Annotated in this window: 16 protein-coding genes; 7 read left to right on the top strand and 9 right to left on the bottom strand. The window is 66.3% G+C overall.

Going from position 1 to position 18,156, the window contains the following annotated elements; translation table 11 throughout:
* Positions 1-52 precede the first annotated feature (52 nt).
* The 4 genes from HUN58_RS02080 to HUN58_RS02095 all read right to left on the bottom strand — a co-directional run bounded on the left by HUN58_RS02080 (position 53) and on the right by HUN58_RS02095 (position 6,005).
* Positions 53-538 (bottom strand): hypothetical protein, encoded by a 486-nt coding sequence (locus HUN58_RS02080; protein WP_208745344.1) that lies wholly within the window; start codon positions 536-538, stop codon positions 53-55.
* On the bottom strand, positions 539-1,180 hold the full coding sequence (locus tag HUN58_RS02085) for a class F sortase (protein ID WP_208745345.1): 642 nt from the start codon (positions 1,178-1,180) through the stop codon (positions 539-541). It lies immediately after the preceding gene.
* Positions 1,173-5,417, bottom strand: coding sequence for a DUF11 domain-containing protein (locus tag HUN58_RS02090; protein ID WP_208745346.1), 4,245 nt, complete (start codon positions 5,415-5,417; stop codon positions 1,173-1,175). The genes HUN58_RS02085 and HUN58_RS02090 overlap by 8 nt, the downstream gene beginning before the upstream one ends.
* 390 nt (positions 5,418-5,807) lie before the next feature.
* A complete protein-coding gene (locus HUN58_RS02095) occupies positions 5,808-6,005 on the bottom strand; it encodes a hypothetical protein (RefSeq protein WP_208745347.1) in 198 nt (65 codons plus the stop codon).
* Between the two features lie 400 nt (positions 6,006-6,405).
* On the opposite strand from HUN58_RS02095, the gene HUN58_RS02100 reads away from it, so the two are divergent.
* The 5 genes from HUN58_RS02100 (at position 6,406) to HUN58_RS20410 (ending at position 11,730) form a co-directional block, all read left to right on the top strand.
* Positions 6,406-8,076: a LuxR C-terminal-related transcriptional regulator gene (locus tag HUN58_RS02100; protein ID WP_208745348.1), complete on the top strand. Its 1,671-nt coding sequence runs from the start codon at positions 6,406-6,408 to the stop codon at positions 8,074-8,076.
* Positions 8,077-8,188: 112 nt separating this feature from the next.
* Positions 8,189-8,899: a helix-turn-helix transcriptional regulator gene (locus HUN58_RS20405; RefSeq protein WP_208745349.1), complete on the top strand. Its 711-nt coding sequence runs from the start codon at positions 8,189-8,191 to the stop codon at positions 8,897-8,899.
* Positions 8,900-9,235: 336 nt separating this feature from the next.
* Entirely contained in the window at positions 9,236-9,541 is a 306-nt protein-coding gene (locus HUN58_RS02110) for a hypothetical protein (protein WP_208745350.1), read from the top strand.
* The gene (locus HUN58_RS02115; RefSeq protein ID WP_208745351.1) at positions 9,538-11,052 is read left to right on the top strand and encodes a sigma-70 family RNA polymerase sigma factor; all 1,515 of its coding nucleotides are present in this window, start codon (positions 9,538-9,540) and stop codon (positions 11,050-11,052) included. The genes HUN58_RS02110 and HUN58_RS02115 overlap by 4 nt, the downstream gene beginning before the upstream one ends.
* Before the next feature lie 66 nt (positions 11,053-11,118).
* Positions 11,119-11,730 (top strand): hypothetical protein, encoded by a 612-nt coding sequence (locus tag HUN58_RS20410; protein ID WP_254631597.1) that lies wholly within the window; start codon positions 11,119-11,121, stop codon positions 11,728-11,730.
* On the opposite strand, the gene HUN58_RS02125 is transcribed toward HUN58_RS20410, so the two are convergent.
* Complete coding sequence (locus HUN58_RS02125) at positions 11,690-12,781, bottom strand: site-specific integrase (RefSeq protein WP_208745352.1); 1,092 nt, start codon at positions 12,779-12,781, stop codon at positions 11,690-11,692. The genes HUN58_RS20410 and HUN58_RS02125 overlap by 41 nt on opposite strands.
* Positions 12,782-13,668: 887 nt before the next feature.
* On the opposite strand from HUN58_RS02125, the gene HUN58_RS02130 reads away from it, so the two are divergent.
* Together HUN58_RS02130 and HUN58_RS02135 are read left to right on the top strand one after the other, a co-directional pair.
* Entirely contained in the window at positions 13,669-13,878 is a 210-nt protein-coding gene (locus tag HUN58_RS02130) for a hypothetical protein (RefSeq protein WP_208745353.1), read from the top strand.
* A 720-nt stretch (positions 13,879-14,598) separates the two neighbouring features.
* Positions 14,599-15,078 carry a hypothetical protein gene (locus HUN58_RS02135; RefSeq protein WP_208745354.1) on the top strand — a complete coding sequence of 160 codons (480 nt, stop codon included), beginning with the start codon at positions 14,599-14,601 and terminating at the stop codon, positions 15,076-15,078.
* An 890-nt stretch (positions 15,079-15,968) separates the two neighbouring features.
* Here HUN58_RS02135 and HUN58_RS02140 read toward each other — a convergent pair.
* From HUN58_RS02140 to HUN58_RS02155, 4 genes are all read right to left on the bottom strand, one after another.
* Positions 15,969-16,151 carry a hypothetical protein gene (locus tag HUN58_RS02140; protein WP_208745294.1) on the bottom strand — a complete coding sequence of 61 codons (183 nt, stop codon included), beginning with the start codon at positions 16,149-16,151 and terminating at the stop codon, positions 15,969-15,971.
* Positions 16,148-16,768, bottom strand: a complete 621-nt coding sequence (locus tag HUN58_RS02145; RefSeq protein ID WP_208745355.1) for a hypothetical protein — start codon at positions 16,766-16,768, stop codon at positions 16,148-16,150. The genes HUN58_RS02140 and HUN58_RS02145 overlap by 4 nt, the downstream gene beginning before the upstream one ends.
* A gap of 25 nt (positions 16,769-16,793) precedes the next feature.
* The gene (locus tag HUN58_RS02150) at positions 16,794-17,366 is read right to left on the bottom strand and encodes a hypothetical protein (RefSeq protein WP_208745356.1); all 573 of its coding nucleotides are present in this window, start codon (positions 17,364-17,366) and stop codon (positions 16,794-16,796) included.
* Positions 17,367-17,439: 73 nt separating this feature from the next.
* Positions 17,440-17,988: a hypothetical protein gene (locus tag HUN58_RS02155; protein WP_208745357.1), complete on the bottom strand. Its 549-nt coding sequence runs from the start codon at positions 17,986-17,988 to the stop codon at positions 17,440-17,442.
* Between the last annotated feature and the right edge of the window lie 168 nt (positions 17,989-18,156).

Raw genomic sequence — 18,156 nt, forward strand, 5'->3', positions numbered from 1 at the left:
GGGGGTCCTTCTGGTCGGGTCTGCTGCCCTGTCAGATGACCAATTCACGCGGTCATGACGCGACGGAGATGCTGTTCCGTCCTTCGGTTGGCGGCATCGTCAGGAGCGCGCGAAGCAGCGCCGACGCGGGGTAGCTCTCGCGCCCGGACTCGTCTAACGACGGCGTGCCGAGTGTGCCGGCGTGCTGCCACATCTCGATGGCTGTCACTGCGATGCCGGCGAGGGCGATGAAGGTCGTGGTCGGAATCGAACCGTCCTGGTCGCTTCGTGCCCGCAGCGCTCCAGAGCTCACCCCGAGCAAGGCCGAAAGCTCCGGCACGGTGAAGCCGATCGCTCGGGCTCCGCCGAGCAGGTACCGGGTGGTGCGGAATGCTTCGCGGAGCGCCGCACCGGTTGCCGTGTTCTCCGCGGCAGTGGCTGATTGCAGCACCCGGGTGATCTGGTGGAGCCGTGTGTCCTGGGGCCCGGTGGAGCAGGACGGAGGCGTCGCGCCTGCCGTGTGGCTGGCGCGACGCCCCTGTACTGGTGCGGCGGTCATCTATGTGGTCTTTCGGGTGGCTTCGATGACGATGTTCTGCTTCGACGGTCCTCCCCCGGGCCGTTGGAGGCAAGTGATGACGACTAGCCGGTTGGGTGTGTTCGCCCACACGGCGTTCGCGTCGGCGATGGCGGGCTTGTCGATCGCGAGCGTGTTCGTGACCGTGTACTCGACGTCGTCGACGTCGATCGTGGCGCCGAGGCCGACCTTGGCGGTGCGCCGATCGACGTCGATGAGGTAGTTGCCCGGCCCGACGGCGCCGTTGCGGAGGGAGTGCATGACCACGAACACGGTGCCTTTGCTGGCGTTCTTCGGGCTGACGCCGTGGTCGCGGACCCAGTAGGCGGAGGTGAATCCGGGCGGCTCGATGACATTGTCGACCGACGTCAGCGCTCCGAAGGGCACGTTGAGACCGACGGAGGGCACCTCGAACCGGTCGGTGCCGATTTGCGGGACCGCGGAGCTCTGCGCGGCGGGCGGTGCGGCGTCGTCGTAGGTGACGCGGTTGCCGTGCAGGTCAACAGGCCCAGAGAAGTACTGGCCGATTCCGATGCCGCTGATGATGAGGGTGGCAACGGCGGCGGCGCCGACAGTGAGGTACACCCACTGCCGACGCCGCCCCGTGTGTTGCTGGTTACGCACTGTCACCGTTCCGTCGGCGGTTGATGACCGTCATGGTCAGCAGTGCCAGCAGGACCGCGATCGCGGAACCTGCCGCTCCGACCATCGGCCACACACCCAGGCCGGTGATCGCGGTGCCACCCGTGGCGACCGTCGGCCCCTGCGGGGTCGGCGGGGTCGGGGTGACCGTGGTGCTGGTCGTGCAGCCGCCCTGGGTGGCGCAGCCGCCGCCGGCGCCGGGGTCGACGACGTTGACCAGCTTCTGGTCGCCGGTGTCGGGGTTGTTGACGGTGAAGGAGTACGTCACCGTGATCGTCTGCCCCTTGCCGAGCGGACCCGACCAGGACAGCGTGTTGCCCTCCACGGTTGCCCCGCTCGAGGCGTCGCCGTTGTAGGTGGCGTCATCGGTGACCTTGGAAAGGTCATCGGTGAACGACGCCGGCTTCGCCTCGGTGTATGAGAACGCACCCGTGTTGGTGACCGTCACCGTGTAGTGAACAACCTCGCCCGGCTTCGCGGTGGTCTTGTCGGTCTGCTTCGCGACGGTGAACGATCCCACTGGTGTGTTCACGGTGCAGCCACCGGGGGTGACACAGTCGCCACCGGGGCCGGAGGGAACGACCGCGTTGGTGAGGACCTTGTCACCGGTGTCGGGGGTGTTGACCTTCACCGAGTACGTGATCGTTGCGGTCTCGCCGATCTTCAGTGGCCCGGACCAGGACATCGTGTTCCCGGACACGGTCGGGTTGTTGCCCGTCGACCCTTCCGAGTACGACACCTTCGCGTCACCGTTGTAGGTGGCGTCGTCGGTGACCTTCGACAGGTCGTCGGTGAAGGATGCCGGCGTCTGGGTCGTGTAGTTGACCTGGCCGGTGTTCTTCACCGTGATCGTGTAGGTGACGGTGTCACCTTCCTTCGCCGTTGCCTCGCTGGCGGTCTTCGACGTGGTGTACGAGCCAGCCGGAACCTGCGTGGAGCACTTTCCGACGCACGCGGTCGGGTCCTTCGGCACGACCTGGTTGATCAGCTTGTGGTCGCCGGTGTCCGGGTTGTTGACGGTGAAGGAGTACGTGATCGTCTCCTTCGCCCCGACCGCGAGCGGACCGTCCCAGTTCAGAGTGTTCCCGGTCACCGTGGCACCGTTCGTGGCGTCGCCGTTGTAGGTGGCGTCATCGGTGACCTTGGAGAGATCATCGGTGAACGCTGCCGGGTTCGCGGCGGTGTACGCGACCGCGCCGGTGTTCTCCACCGTGACCGTGTACGTCACCTTGTTCCCCGGGACCACCTCAGTGGCGTCGACGGTCTTGGTGACCGTGTACGCGGCGACTGGTGTTTCCGTGGTGCAGCCGTCCGCCTGAGCGCAGTCACCACCGGTTCCGGGGGTAACCACGTTGTTGAGCTTGTGGTCGCCGGTGTCGGGGGTGTTGACCTTCACGGAGTAGGTGATGGTCGTGGTGTCGCCAACCCCGAGAGCGCCCTTCCAGGACAGCGTGGTCCCGGACACGGTGGCACCGTTCGACGCGTCGCCGTTGTAGGTGGCGTCGTCGAGGACCTTGGACAGGTCGTCGGTGAAGGAGGCCGGGTTCTGGTCGGTGTATGCGACCTGCCCGGTGTTCTTCACCGTCACGGTATAGGTGACAGTGTCGCCCTGGTTGGCCGTCGCCTTGTCAGCGGCCTTCGACGTGATGAATGAGGCGACCTTGCTCTGCGTGGTGCAGCCGTCGGCCTGAGCGCAGTCACCGCCCGGACCCGTCGGGGTCACCGCGTTGGTGAGGACCTTGTCGCCGGTGTCGGGGGTGTTCACAGTGAAGGAGTACGTGATCGTCTCCTTCGCTCCGACAGAGAGCGGACCGGACCAGGAGAGGGTGCTGCCGGACACGGTGGCACCGTTCGAGGCGTCACCGTTGTAGGTGGCGTCATCGGTGACCTTCGACAGGTCGTCGGTGAAGGTCGCCGGGTCCTGCGCCGTGTAGGCGACCTTGCCGGTGTTGGTGACGGTCACGGTGTACACGACCTTGTCACCCTGGTTGACCGTGGTCTTATTGACGGTCTTCTGGGTGGTGTAGGACTGCACCGGCGTGCTGGTGGCGCAACCGTCCGACTGCGCGCACTCACCACCGGGTGCGGTGGGCGTGACGGCGTTGTCGAGCTGGTGGTCGCCGGTGTCAGGGTCGTTGACGGTGAACGAGTACGTGATCGTCTGCGTCGCACCGACCGCGAGAGCCCCGGACCAGGACAGCGTGTTGCCGGACACGGTCGCGCCGTTCGTGGCGTCCTTATTGTAGGTGGCGTCGTCAGTGACCTTCGACAGATCATCGGTGAAGGACGCCGGGTCCTGCGCCGTGTAGGCAGCCTTGCCGGTGTTCTTCACGGTCACCGTGTAGGTGACCTTGTCGCCGGGCAGCGCCTTCTGCTTGTCCACGGTCTTCTGCACCGTGTAGCCGGCGTTCGGGACCGTGGTCGTGCACTTTCCGACGCAGGCGGTCGGGTCGTTCGGCACAACCGAGTTCGTCAGCTGCTGGTCCCCGGTGTCGGGGTCGTTGACGGTGAACGAGTACGTGATCGTCTGCGTCGCACCGACCGCGAGGGGCCCGGACCAGGACAGCGTGTTGCCGGACACGGTCGCGCCGTTGGTGGCGTCGCCGTTGTAGGTGGCGTCGTCAGTGACCTTCGACAGGTCATCGGTGAAGGCGGCCGGGTTGGATGCGGTGTAGTTGACCTTGCCGGTGTTCTTCACGGTCACCGTGTAGGTGACCTTCTGACCGGGAACGACCTTCGAGCGGTCGACGCTCTTCTCGATTGTGTACGACTGCACCGGCGTGGTGGTGGTGCAGGTCAGGGTCGGGTCGCAGGAACCGCCGTTCGAGGAGTCCGGGGTGACGGCGTTCGTGAGCTCGTGATCACCCTGGTCGGGGTTGTTGACCTTGACCGAGTACGTGATCGTCTTCGTCTCACCGACCGCGAGCGGGCCGGACCAGGACAGCGTGGTCCCGGACACGGTCGCGCCGTTGGTCGCGTCGCCGTTGTAGGTGGCGTCGTCGAGGACCTTGGACAGGTCGTCCGTGAACGTCGCCGGGCGTGCAGCCGAGTAGGGCACCTGGCCGGTGTTCTTCACCGTCACGGTGTAGGTGACGGTGTCGCCCTGCTTCGCCGTGGTCTTGTCCGCGGTCTTCGAGACGGTGTAGGTCGGACCGGTGAACTCGATCGCCGCGCACGCCGGCTGATTCAGCGACGTCGTCGTGACGTTCGTGTTGGGGCAGTTCTGGTACGTGCCGGCCTGGGTGGACGTGACCTGCACGGTGATCGTGCAGGACTTTTCCCCGACGGCCAGGTTGCCGTTCGTGGTGGTGATGGTGGTCCCGCCAGCTTGCACGCTGGTTGCGGCGTTACAGGTGCCGCCCACGTTGCCGTTTGCGAGCACGAGGCCGTTGGGCAGGTTGTCGGTGAAGCCCCACCCCTGCTTGGCGCCGAGCTCGCTGGTGTTGGTGACCGTGAACGTCAGCGTCGAGGTGTCGCCGAGGCGCTGCACCGCCGGGCTGAAGGACTTGTCCATCTGCGGGGTTGCGTCGAGGATCTGGATGTTGTCGAACGACGCATCGTTACCGTAGCCACTGCCGTTGGCGTTTCGCAGGATGACGCCGACAGTGTTTCCGGTGACCTTGATTGCAGCGTTGGACGTGTAGGTGCCGACGTGAACGTCCTGAGGGCCAACCGTACCAACCGCAGGAGCGGTGATCGTGGTTCCGCTGTTGCACATGTTGATCGTGTTACCAGCCTTCACCTCCGTGCCATCGGACTGCACGAGGTAGAAGTTGTACTGCGGCCCGCTCGCATAACAGTTGAGCGCAGCGCCATCGACACTGAACGAGACGAACCGGCCGCTCGCCTGCGGCAGCGCGATCGGCTGCACGGTCTTGAACTCGATCTCGTTGGGCTGAAGCTGTGAGTTGTCGAGGTTCTGCGTGTACGCACTGACCACGTTGTTCGTTGTCGGGTCGACGCCGCGGAACTTCCCGATCGCCCAGGCCTCCTGCCGGAGGTACGAGTACGGGGTCAGGGCGTTGCTGTTCCGGTTCGCACACCCACTGACGGGCTGGCTGTTGGCGGCGGAATCGGGGCTGTTGTACTGCAGCACGATGCCGTTGCAGTTGATCAGCCAGTCGTTGTCGGCGGTGTACTGCTGTCCGGACGGGCTGGAATACCTGGTCAGCAGCTCCGGAGTGGGGCCGTTGTTCTGGAACCCCTCGCTGTAGAGCACAGTCGGGTCAGAAGGCGTCCCAGGGTTCCCTGGAGCCGCCGAAGCGGCTTGCGGAGCAACCACGAGACCGGCAGCGGTCAGAGAGGTCGCAACGATGCCAAGAGCTAACAGCGCCGAGAGCGCCGCCCGCCGTCGAGGTGGAGCACCGTCTTCACGGTGCGGGAGGAATGTGCGCACGAGGGCTTCCTTCTGTCGGGTCAGCGGCAGCCCGAAAAGGCCCGCCGAGAGACTGGTGCGCACTCAGTCAAAACGCAGGTTCGCGTCTACCCGTCCTCGATTCGCTGATATCACCCGGAAGCTCACCCGCACCTCCCTCGAATGAGGCACGGACGCCCGGCCTGCACGAGCAGACACCATCAGTGCACCGCCCGTGCAGGCCCGGGACGGCGGCTACCGGCGGCGGAAGAGCTGGACGATGCCGATGAGGTAGCAGAGCAGAGCGCCGCAGAAGATGACGAAGGGGAAGAACCAGCCGACCGCGAACCACGCGACGATCGAGATCATGCCGAGGACGCCGGCGATAGCGAGCCAGATCGCCGCGCTCGAGTAGGTGAGCGCACGGCGGTGGCGTTCGGTGGTGTTGCTCATAGAGGTTCCTTTCACTGTGGGGCGGCCACCGTCCCACAGCGATGCGCCGTCCCTCGTCCCCTCTCGGGCGGATCGCGGTGGCCGGCGGTGGGCCACCGGTCATCGGCCTGGATGATTCCGGCGGGCGGCGCATCACGATCGCTTCCGCCACGCATCTGAGGGACGTCTGGGCTGTGCGCCGAGCCGGATCTCGAAGCGGGGGGGCTGAAATAGGGAATCTTCCCGATGGTTGCTCGCGCGTTCTGGCCATTCACTTGCAGTGGCAGACCCCTGGTGATGTTTCGGGTGATTCCACGCGTGGCGCTTCCGCCTCGTCGAAGATCGGACATCGAATACCTGCCGACCACCTGCCCGTGCCGCTCACCCTGGAGCGGAACGGGACTCGACCCGAGGAGCCCCATTGGACGTCACGCGCGCGCTCGAGGAGGCGTTGGACCACGCTGACTGGGAGCGGATCAACACGCTGTTGGACGCCTGCTTCTACCGCTACCTTGCGACCGCACCCGACCTGCTGCGCCGGGTATTTGAGAGTGCGCCTGGGGCGTGGTTCGAAGCGCACCCGCGGCATGCGATGTCGCGGGCGATCGCGGACGCCGTGCAGCGGCCGGGCATGATCATCGACCCGGCTGCGGCGACGGCGTTCCGCCGGTGGGTGCAGGGGCAGCAGTCCCCCGCTATGCGGGACGTGCTCGGCACGCAGCAGGCGGATCTTCGTGAGTTGCTCGCGCACGGCTGGTACCAGGACGCGGTGATCCTCGTTGACGAGGTCCTCGCGAACGTGCAGACTGCCCCGCACCGGCCGGAGGGGTTCTCGGACGTGATGCCGTCCGTGCTGCTGCGGTGCGGGACCGCGAAGCTGCTCGCGGCGGATCTCACGGGCGCCGCGGAGTGCTTCGCCGACGCCCTCCGGTGGGCGACCCACACGGTGGAGCACCCGTTCGCCCGGTACGTGCGGGAACACCTCGCGCTCGTGCACGCCCTCGAGGAGCGCTTCGCCGACGCCGCAGCCCTCCTCGGAGACGCACCTATCGAACGAAGCGCTCCTGGGACGCTGGCGTACCACTACGAGCCCGCAGGGCTCCTCGCCCGGGTGCTGCTGCAGACAGCGTCGCTGGATCTACCCGCGGCGGAGACTGCGCTGTCCGAGGTGGACGAGCCGATCGTCGCTGGGGATCTCGGCTGGGTGGCGATGCATGCCCGCGCCCGCGTCGCACTGACCTGCTCCCGCCAGTGGGACCTGATCCACCGCATCAACACGCTCCTGGTCACCGGGTCGAAGCGCACCTCCGCGGGAACCATCGCCGGCAGTGTGCTGCGCTCCGACCTTGCCGGGCTGTACCAGTCCGTCGGGGATCTTCGGGCGGCGGAGAGCATCCTGACCACGCCGGGGCTGCTGCACCGGCCGGGGAGTCTGATCATCCCGCTCGCCCGGCAAGCGCTCCTCCGCGGCCGGCCGGAGCAGGCGCTGGCGTTGCTGCGGCAGAACGAACACATCCGACCCGACACCACTCCCGCCCGGCACCTGCCGACCGGAGCTGTCCTCTACGCCACCGCGGAACTCGCCATTTCCGGCGACGTCGCGCAAACCACCCTTGAGCTCGCCGCGACCACGGTGAACCACCACCATGCGTACAGCGCCCTCAGCCACGCCTCCCCCGAGCTCCGTCAGCGACTGCTGCCGCTGATCGACCACACGTTCGACACCATCCCGGAACCGTGGACGTACCGGGAGCGGGTGAAGCTGACTCCGCGGGAGCGGGAAGTGCTCGCGGCGTTGAACGCGCACCCCACCATCAACCAGGTCGCAGCCGCCCTGCATGTCTCCCCGAACACGGCGAAAACCCACGTGCTGCTCTTTACCGGAAGCTCGGCGCGCACACCCGCGACGAAGCCCTCTGGCTCGGGCAGCCCTGACCGGAACTTTCCTTGTCGGTCCGCGTCACGATCCGCGGCCGACCACATCTCAACAGGCGTAGCCGGTGTGCGGGTGCACGCAGCGCCGGCTCCAGACGCAGCTCCCTTTTCGGGAAGGGAGCTGTCCGGTGTCAGTGTGGTATTTCGGGTTCGCTGACACCAACCGCCGACGTCCCCCTGCCAGGGGGCGTCGGCGGTCAACCCGAATCTGACCAGACGCTCACCGCAACAGAGCACTGATCACCTTCTGCGGCGGGTTCAATACCGTCATGCCCCCCGAAGCATTGGCATGGAACACCCTCACCGGCGCTGCCCCCGCCACCCCGGTCCTCGTCCCCCTCGCTCGCGACCGGGTCCTCTCGGCGCTGCTCGAGCTGCAGAGCATCGCACCGGCCGCCCGTCTCAGTCTCACGACCCGGCCAACTCAGAAGGCATACGACGAGCACCTGTTCCACCACAACGTCCCGGTCGAGCAGCTGCAGGACGGCATCGTCGAGTTCATCCCGAAGAGCGAGTACTTCCAGTCCGTCATCGACGCCCACGAGGACATCCTCGACTGGACCCGCGCACCCCGGTTCGCGCAGAGCGCGATGGCGCAAGACCACATGGTCGGCGCCGGCTTCACCCAGGGCATGTCGTTCGCGTTCAAGCACGGCGACCGCGTCGTCGGCAGCGGCCACTTCCAGTACATGGGCGTCCACCAGTTCACCGACGCCCAGTACCGGGTCCTTGACCACACCCGCCGGAACCTGCAGGCCGAGATCGCCGCATACGTGCTCGCCGGCGATGTCGGCCTCACCCGCCGGGAACGCGAGATCCTCCGACTCATGGCCGACGGGCTCACCAACGCCCGCATCAGCGACATGCTCGTCATCTCCCGCCACACCGTGAACACGCACGTCGAACACATCCTGACCAAGCTGCGCGCCTCGAACCGGGTGCAAGCAGTCCGGATCGCAGCGACCGTCGGGCTGTTCTGACCCCCACACGGGGGAGGGTGAGTTTTGGTGTGATCTTCACCCCCGGAAGCTGAGCGATCGGGTCGGCTTGGGTTCGAATGAGAGCCACGAACGGCTCCCACGGGTGCGTAGGAGCCGTTCGAGGTAGTGAACCCGACCCGTTCCCCGAGTTGGGTCGCACCCGTGGTGACGGACCGTGTCCCACCGTGAGACCTGATCCCTCACGGGTCGGTCCCCACCGGCATCGGGTGTGCACAACCGTGTGCGGCCAGCGTCCCCTAGCGCTGGCCGCACAGTTCTTCCCCGACCCGAAGGACCACCCATGCCGCGTCTCACCCCCGTTCCGGCTACCCGCCGATGAAGCACCTCATCTACGGCCTGACCAGCACGCTGCTCACCGACGACGTCGCCTACGGCCTCCTCGAGTACGCCGCAGCTCTTGCACAAGCGCAGCTCACCGACCACGTCGAGCTGCCGGCGTCCGATGACGACGGCGCCCCAACGACTGTCGTGCTCCTGCTCACCCCGAACCTGCCGATCCTGCTGCGTGAAGCCCCGGACACCGCCCCCGAGGTGGACTTCACGGACGATGCTGAAGGCGCCCGGATGCTCGACGAGCTCAAGCGCCGCACCCACGCCCTGCAAACCACGGGAACCCGGTGAAGCTGCGCGCCGCGCACCGGTCCGACCAGGACCTCCTCACCGCCATCCGAAACGGCGACCGGGACGCGTACACGCAGCTCTGGGAACGGCACGCTGCCGCGATCCGGAAGGCCGCCACGTTCTTCACCACCTACGACGCCGACGACATCACCGCGGAGACCTTCACCCGGATCCTCCGCAGCATCGACCGCGGCCACGGACCCACCACCGCGTTCCGTAGCTACGCCCTCGTGACCGCGAAGAACATCGCCGCCGAATGGGGTCGCAGCCACCGCGAAGTCGCACTCGAGCACGTCGGCGACAAAGAAGACCCCTCCCTGTCCGCGTTCACCGACGACAGCACCGAGGACCGCTCCCTCGCCGTCCGAGCGTTCCAAGCCCTCCCCGACCGGTGGCAGGAAATCCTCTGGTACAGCGAGGTCGAGCGGATGCAGCCGGCGCAGATCGCGCCGCTACTCGGCATGAAACCCAACGCCGTCGCCGCTCTCGCCGTCCGGGCCCGTGAGGGCCTCCGGCAGGAGTGGATCCAAGCGCACCTGCAGTCCGACCACGTGCCGGACGAGCACAAGTGGGTGATCGAGAAGGCCGGGAAGTACGCCCGCAACAAGCTCACCCCCGCGATGCGCAGATCCATCGACGCGCACCTCGACGCCTGCCCGAACTGCCGCCTCGCGTACGACGAGGTTGACCACGCCGGTTCCCGCGTTGCAGCGATCATCCTCCCCCTCACCCTGGGGCCGGCAGCTGCAGGCTATGTCGCCTGGGCGGCCGACCAGAATGTGTCAGCGTCAGCCGCACCACTCCCCCGACGGCACACCCGGCACGCTGCCGTCGTCACAGGAGCCGCCCTCGTCGCTGCCCTCGCGATCAGCATGCCGGCGCTCTCCGACACGTTCTCTCACCCCACGACGCCACGGCGAACTGAAGCAGCCGCACCGACTTCCCAGACGACGCCTCCTAAGAGCTCGACGGCAGAGCAGCCCGCCGCGACTCCCCCAGCCGCGCGATCGGTACCGACAGCAATGGAGGCGCCACAGCCTCTCACCCCTGTTCACCGGACCCCCGCGGAGGGAGACGCTCCCGCGTCGCCAGCCAGCGAGACGGAATCACCGCGGGCTGCCCCAGTAGCCGCTCGACAACAGCAGACCCCACCGCAATCAGCGACGCCGGCCCCTTCCCCGTCCCCGTCGGCGCCGGACCCAGCCCCGGTCGCATTGCCGAAGCCACCAACGCTGACCCTTTACCAGGACGACCCGTCACAGCCTCCGTCAGCGTCCGGAACCGGCGTTCCCGGGGCCGAGGTGACACTCACCTGGACCGACGCGATCGGCACCGAGCTCGTCGTCACCTCAGCCGTCGACGCCGACGGCACCTGGGAACAGGAGCCGCCACCACTCCCCCGACCAGGCACTTACACCGTCCGTGCAGTCCAGACCATTGCGTCGCAAGGTGTGCAGCGAACGTCCGCGCCGGTCCTCACGGGAGCGACCGTCACAAAACCCGCCGGCTGAAGTTTGTCGCCTGAGCACAATCGGCATCACGATCGTCGCCCTGTCCCGCTGCGGCAGAGTGGATGCATGGTCAGCGCGACACCCAACACGATCCGCTTCCACCGCAAGCACCACGAAGCGGTCATGTCTGGCGAGAAGGTCACCACCGTTCGGTGGAACGAGGACGTACCGGTAGGAGCAGCCGGGTTCGTCTTCGACGAACACCCGACGGCAAGCCCGGTCCCCGGCACCATGATCGTCGTGCACCAGTACCGGCTCGACACCCTCACCGCCGAACAAGCCCCCCAACCTCCGAAGACCGACATGCAGCCCTTCGCCCAGCAGCTGCGCGAGAACTACTACCCAGCCATGCCCTCCGACGCTGTCGTCGAGGTTGCCCAGCTCGCGACCGAGACGTCCCAACAGACGGTCGTTCACCGAGACGGAGCGTCGTCTGTCTCCGTTCACGTACTTCCGGGGCTCCGACTGTCTCAGATAGCTGGTCCGAAACTGAGTCCGGCAAGGTGCCCTATGCGAGTCGGCGTCGTGCAACGGGGCTCGGGCATCACGACGGATGTGGTCGCGCCCGCGGACGTGGCCGCCACCACGACCACGACCACGACCACGACCACGACCACGACCACGACCACCGTTACAGCTACAGCTGTTCCGCTCGTTGCCGGCTCAACGCGGAGGTGACGTTGTTCAGATCGTCGGGGAACAGCGCCGCGTAGGTGTCAAGAGTCACCTTCGCCGACTTGTGACCCAGCATCCGCTGCACCACTTTGACGTTGGCACCAGCGCTGATCGCGAGTGACGCAGCGGTGTGACGAAGGTCATGTGGTGTGACTCGGCGGAAGCTTGCGTCGGCCGCCATTGTCCGCTCGACGGCCTTCGCGAACCACCCCTGGCTGGAGTGCCCTGGCCGGAGGAAACCTCCGGCGGGTGACGACCAGAGACGATCGTCGGGGTGCTTGTCCCGACAGGCCGCTGCAACAGCCGAGTCGAGGAAGTCAGGAAATGCGACGGAGCGCCGCTCATGCGACTTCACACTGCCCAGGACGTGTTGACCGTTCACCTCCGTCACTCCCTCTCGAATGTTGAGGCGACGTCGACCGGGGTCAACGCTACGAACCCGCAAGGCCGTCGCCTCGCCCCAGCGGAGCCCGGTGTACGCAAGTAGCCGGACAAGCTCGCCATACCTGGCCTCCGAAGCCAGCGCCTCGACCTGCCGATGCGTCAGGAACACCTCGTCGGGGATCGGCTTCTTCTTGACTGAGAGGCCGCGCGCAGGATTCTTCACCACCCGGTTCTCCTCGACGGCTTCATCGAGGATGCCAGCGAGCAGGTCTCGTGCCCTCGCCACCGAGGTGTGCGAGAGCGAATGCCCGAGTTCGTTCAGCCACGTTTGGACGTCTCGCTTGGTGACTCGGCCTACGGCGTACCCGCCCCACCTTGGTTCGACATGCACGCGCCAGCAGCTTTCAACGGAGTGGAAGCTACTTTGGGTGAGCTTGAACCGGTGCATCTCGAGCCAGGCTCTCCCGAGCTCGCCGATGGTCACTCGCGCATCCGTTGGATCGACGTAGGAACCTCGCAACTTCGACACCTCGACAGTGTTGAGGTAGTTGAAGGCATCGGTCTTGCGGCGGAAGCCGCGGTCATGACCGCGAGTCCCATCAGGTTTGGTGTACCAGACCTCGTAAAGCTTGCCCCGCGTCTTCGTCTCGTAGGACTTGACTGTTCCCATCGATCAGCGCAGTTCGTCGGCGGTGCTGGCGTACTCCTGCTCGAGAAGCCATGCCTCGACGGCTTCGGGACGGTAGAGCGGGAATCGTCCGACTCGGACGAATCGCGGGCCTGCGCCAGTGACACGCCACTGGCGCAAGTTGCGGGTCGTCACATGGAGCCGAGCAGCAAGGGCGTCTGGAGTGAGCAAGTCGCCGGTCTGAACTGAAGGGCTAAGGGCGGTCTGAGACATGGGTACTCCTCGAAAGTCGATGCTTTCGAGGAGGCCGTTTAGCCGAACCTGTTAACGGTTGCTTGGCGTACCTGCTCGTCGAGCCGTCAATGGCTCTGGCCCTTTTCAATCATTCAGACCTGCAGCAGACCATACACGTCCAGCCAGTTCGTGACAAACGTACGCGACGAAGCAGCTGACGATGTCGCTCGGACGCGTCTACGGCTGCGCATAGCGCAACCATGATCGGCCATCTCGCGAGGCAAGCGCTCCGCCGGAGGTCGTTGAGCACGCGCGAGGCGTCCGCTCCCGGTTTAGCTCCGACTGCACTGCAATCATTTCCGAAATTATTCTGCGGAACGTGTCGGCCAGCGCCAGGAGCACCGACGCACCATCGCCCGTCTGGGGTCCACGCCTCGCAAGAGCGTGGTCAGCCGACGGTGTCCGTAGGGGAGCGAAGCGAAGGAGCGGCACCGACGGAAGGCACCCAAGGACGCCCCCGATGGGGCGTCGGAGGGCAAGGAGCGCAGCGACGCAGTAAGGGCCACGAGGAGCGCGCAGCGACGAGTGGTGAGGGGAACCGGAGACCCAGCGGAGCGAGAGTCTCGGGGGCTCCCGAAGAGGTGTCGGCTGCGCCGACCGACGAGCAAGTTTCCAGGTCGCGAAGCGGACTGGAAATGCAGCTCGGCGTCATCTCCCCTTATGCCCTTTTTCCCTGCCGCGAAGATCCGGAGCTTCAGCGACGGATCGAGGTCACGATTGCTGCTGTGATCGGGGGAAACGGATGGATCAGCCTCATCTTGATCACCACCAGTTCCGAAGGATCAAGCCTGGTGGTGGTGATCAAGTGGCATCCGTTTGCCCCGGAAAGTCGGGGTTTGGGTTGATCCACGGTTCTGGGCGTCGTGACGCCGGGGATCAACCCATGGAGCGCAGCGACGCCAGGGGCTGAGGAGCCTGCGGATCAGCACCTGATCAACCCCGACGCAGACGCGGGCACGCGGCTGCCTTGGCCTTCAGAGCAGTGCAGGTCGGAGCATCGCGGAGACCTCTCGCGTAGCGCTGTCGCCTCATCGTCACGGGGGAGGAACGACGCCGTGGCGGGTCCCGCTGCCGCCGCTTCAGCGGCTCCCTTGGGTTCTGCTTTCGCCTCATCGGGCACGACTGTGGAGTGCACGGCAACGATGGACTTCGCGACTGTTCGGGCTCTGATCGCTCCTCGCTCACGCCCATATCAGCCCCTGATCGAGACCCATCCGGTGCGTTCAGCACCGTGCTTCTGTGCCCCCTTCCTGGCCACGGCTGATCATTCGTGGGCAAATTCTGACCACGGGCGGCCTTCTCTGGGCCGCGAGGCGACCGCCGAAGCCCCTTCAACGGCGCATCGAAGGAGAAAGGGGGCCACCCGGACGCGTTCAGCGTCGGATGGCCATGCTGTGACCGCACCGCGGTCATGTCTGGGTCAGAAGGTGGGCGGATCGGTCTGCAGCGATCATCAAGCGACAGCGAGAGGGAGCGCAGCGGTCCCTCTCTGGCCACGCACGACCCACAGTGGGCCGCGCAGTGACCGAACGGCGCCGGCGAGCCCCAGTCGGTACGCTGCGGCCGTGAGCACAGCGCACGCGTCCGACTCCCTCGCTCAGCGCGACGCCGAGCCGTTGATCATTGCCGCGATCGCGGCGCACGTCGGAGTGCCGCTGGCGCCGGCGCGGGTCGTGTTCGCGGACGGCGTCCGCGTTGAGCTCGACGGAGCATCCGAGGACCGGAAGGTCCTCGTCGAGGCGTACTCGCACATCGGCGCGCTTCGAGGCGGGCAGCCGAAGAAGCTCGCGACGGACGCCTTCAAGCTCCTCTGGGCCGGCCGGAAGCTCGAGGCGACGCGGCTCATCATCGCGATCATCGACGTTGAGGTCGAGCAGTACCTGATGCGGCCGAAGGCGTGGCTGACCGCGGCCCTCCGTGACAGCGGCGTCGAGGTCGTCCGGGTCGCGATCGACGACGAAGCGCACGCGCGCGTCGAGGCGGCGCAGCAACTGCAGCTGATGGCACCTCCCGGAGCGTCAGCGCAGGGGGAGCAACCGGTGTGACTGACAGACCGGGGGTGGCAAGTCCACTCCGATGCGCTCACCCGCCAACAGCGGGCAGAGCAGCGCGCCACGTCACAATCGGGTGACGCGCCCAGCCTGTGCGAACACGCCGTGCCGGCGTCGACCACATGAATGATCCCCCGAGGGGCCTCTGCTCCCCGGGGATTTTTCGTCGTACCGGTTTGTACCGGATTTCTCGGTACAGGCACGCGTGCAACGACGCCGCGAAAACCCCAGTTCAGAGGGCTGATTCTCGCCGCCTCACCGATTGTAGGCACGCGGTGTTCCACTTCGTGTACCGGGAGCAGACCCGCATGAAGGCGGTCCTGATCGGGGGAAAGCGAGCCGTGTACCGGTTGTACCGCTTCTTCCGAGGAACCCCTGTGCGTGCGTATGCGCGCATGCATGCGTGCGTGCGTGCGTGCGTGCGTGCGTAGAGGTTCGCAGAAACCGGTACAACCGGTACAAACTGCCTCTCTACCCTCCTACTTCCTTGAAAGGTCAGGGAAGTAGGGCTCATGGGGCGTACCGGTTCTCGAAAATCACGGCTCAAAAGTGGTACACGACTCACACCCGCACGAGCCCTCAAATGCGGGTTTGACCTGGGAAAACCTGCCACGCGCACCTGTACCGGTTTCCGAACGCGAAAGTGGTACATGTGGTCCGATCGCGCCCTCGAGTGGGTCGAAGTGGCTGGCGAGCCTGAGCATCCGTGCCCGACGATGGGTTTCCGCCGCAGCGATTCAGTCACACCGCGCCGGTCGCCGCCCGAGAACCTTGCTGCGTGGACTTCATGGTTCGCCGAAACCATTCGATCGGCCGCCTCGCAACAGTCATGTCGACTATTGATTTCCCCCGGATCGCGCTGATCAGAGCCGCTTGTCGCCGAGTCAGGACGCTCGAGGCACGTTCGCGCGCACGTCATCGGCCTGTGTCTCGTCGAGCTCCCAGCGCTCGTACTTCGTGTGCTCCGGGTACTTCTCGCGCAGGTACTCCCGCACGACCTTCCCAGGCCGCGACTCGTTCGTGTAGCCGAGCTCGACCGCCAGCTCCCGCGGTGTGTACGTCGTCACGAGCGCGGCCGCTTCGAGTGGTTCCGCGCGGGGTTCCGAGGCTTGGTGAGTGACTTCGAGTTCGTCCGGCAAAGCTCGCCGATTCCGGAGCCGCACGACGGGCACGGGTGGGACAAGTCCTCGGTGGCGCGAAGATCGCGCTCCATACCTGCGTAGAACGCGTCCACCGGAACACTCGACGAGTCGAGGATCGCCTGTTCGACCAGATCGCGGTGCTTCACGAGCGCGTCGTAGAACCGCTTTGGGTCGTCGGCCACACGCATCACGGCCGGGGCGACCTCCCACAGCGCCCGCTGCAGGTTCGGAAACGGTCGCGGACCACCGAAGTCGCCGTTGCCGACGCGGACACCGTCTCGTCGGGCTTCGGCGATGTGCAGCATCTCGAGGTAGTGCAGTTCGAGAGGCGACTCCGCCGTCGCGACGATCGTCTTGGTGAGGCCACTGGTGCCATGCTCCGCGAGCACCTCGGTCATGAAGGCCCCGCTGCCGAGGTAGCCATCGACATGCTTCGGGTCGAGGCGCGTGCTCTGACCGATGTAGGCCCACGCCTTGTCGGCCGGTTCGGTCCTGAACACGTATCCGACTGCTGACGCCGGCACCTTTGCCTGATCGCTCATGGTCACCACTCCCTCGAGGTCATCGTCATCGTCCCGTTAGCCGACCGAACCGCCCGCGGCGTCGCGGTGGTACGACGCGCGCCTCCGAGGCTCCAGCCGGCACGGGAACGCCGATCGTCATGGTCCGCTCTCGCTCCGCCGGGTCCAGCATCGGCGTCATCGGCCAGTCCGCCGGCACGTAGTTGTCGGGCACCACGTACCCGCCGCAGTTGACGACCTTGGCGGCGGCGCTGATCGTGACGCTCTGCACGTGCAACGTCTCGTCGTTGAAGTCGAACGGCCTCCGGCCGTAAGGGACGTACGCGGTCGTCTCCCGGAGGTTCTTCGACCAGGTGAGCCGCCCCACGGTGCCAGAGGTCGACGATGCCCACCAGTGAGTAGCGTGCCACCGGACGCGGAGCTCGTCGCCCACGCGCACATCGCGCATGTGCTCGGTCACCGTCGAGCGGTAGTGGTTCGACGCCATCGGCGTCCCGCGGCTGGCGTAGACGCTCGCCAGGAGACCCCTCACACCGAAGCGGCGGTCGCCGTTCTTGTGCACGGAGCCGAGCTGCGGATGACCGTCCGCGGCAGCGGGCATGTCCTCTGCTTCGTTCACCTGATTCCTCCCCGGCTCGTCGTCCCCATCGTGCTGCGTTCTCGCGCCGATGACCAGCGTCCGGGGCTCCCGCTCACTTGTCGAGGAAGAATCCGAGATACACCCAGGTGCCCCGGTCGCAGCTGCCGCCGACGTCAAGTCGTCGGACGCCCTGCGCCGGAGCGGTCAGCCGAACCTCCCGCGACACCGGCCCCTTGCCCGACCAGTCGTGCCGTTCCGGGTAATCGGACACAGGCGACTCGACGAAGCCGGCACCCTCCGCGTCCTGCAGCAGCGCGGTCACGTCCGGAACGCATGCCACCGCCCACGCTTCGGACGCCTTGATCATCGACTTCGACCCTGACGCCTCGAGCCGCGCGCCGGTCGGCGGCCTGACGCTGAACTTCGTCTCGATCGCCGACCGCGACAGACGGACGCAGTCACCACTGAGCGGCTTGCAGACACTGCCTTCCGAGGTCGTCTTCGGCTCCAGCGAGCAATTCACAGCGGCGCCGGCACTGAAGACGACCGCGACGACCACTCCGCCGAGCACCAGCACAAGAGCGAAGAGCATCCCCACCAACCGCAGCGCGCTCGGCGCCTCCGCGTCCCTCTCCCCCATCCATTCAACGTAGTCGGACAAGCCGCCAACGAGACGGTCGTCGTCTGCACCCGCAGACAAGCTCAGCCCAGTGTCACTTCAAGGGGTCGGATCCGAACCGACGAGAATCACAGTTATCGCAACTATCTGGTCAACCGAGAGCCTGCCGCTGCAGGGACCGCACCGTCTGCCCAGCAGTCCTCGCGAGCT

The sequence above is a fragment of the Curtobacterium sp. Csp1 genome, from assembly GCF_013347185.1.

Coding starts and splice junctions, on each gene's coding strand:
- HUN58_RS02110 (WP_208745350.1), top strand. CDS start 9,236: ATGAAGCACCTCATCTACGGCCTGACCAGCACGCTGCTCACCGACGAC.
- HUN58_RS02080 (WP_208745344.1), bottom strand. CDS start 538: ATGACCGCCGCACCAGTACAGGGGCGTCGCGCCAGCCACACGGCAGGC.
- HUN58_RS20410 (WP_254631597.1), top strand. CDS start 11,119: ATGGTCAGCGCGACACCCAACACGATCCGCTTCCACCGCAAGCACCAC.
- HUN58_RS02145 (WP_208745355.1), bottom strand. CDS start 16,768: ATGAGCGATCAGGCAAAGGTGCCGGCGTCAGCAGTCGGATACGTGTTC.
- HUN58_RS02125 (WP_208745352.1), bottom strand. CDS start 12,781: ATGGGAACAGTCAAGTCCTACGAGACGAAGACGCGGGGCAAGCTTTAC.
- HUN58_RS20405 (WP_208745349.1), top strand. CDS start 8,189: ATGCCCCCCGAAGCATTGGCATGGAACACCCTCACCGGCGCTGCCCCC.
- HUN58_RS02095 (WP_208745347.1), bottom strand. CDS start 6,005: ATGAGCAACACCACCGAACGCCACCGCCGTGCGCTCACCTACTCGAGC.
- HUN58_RS02130 (WP_208745353.1), top strand. CDS start 13,669: ATGCAGCTCGGCGTCATCTCCCCTTATGCCCTTTTTCCCTGCCGCGAA.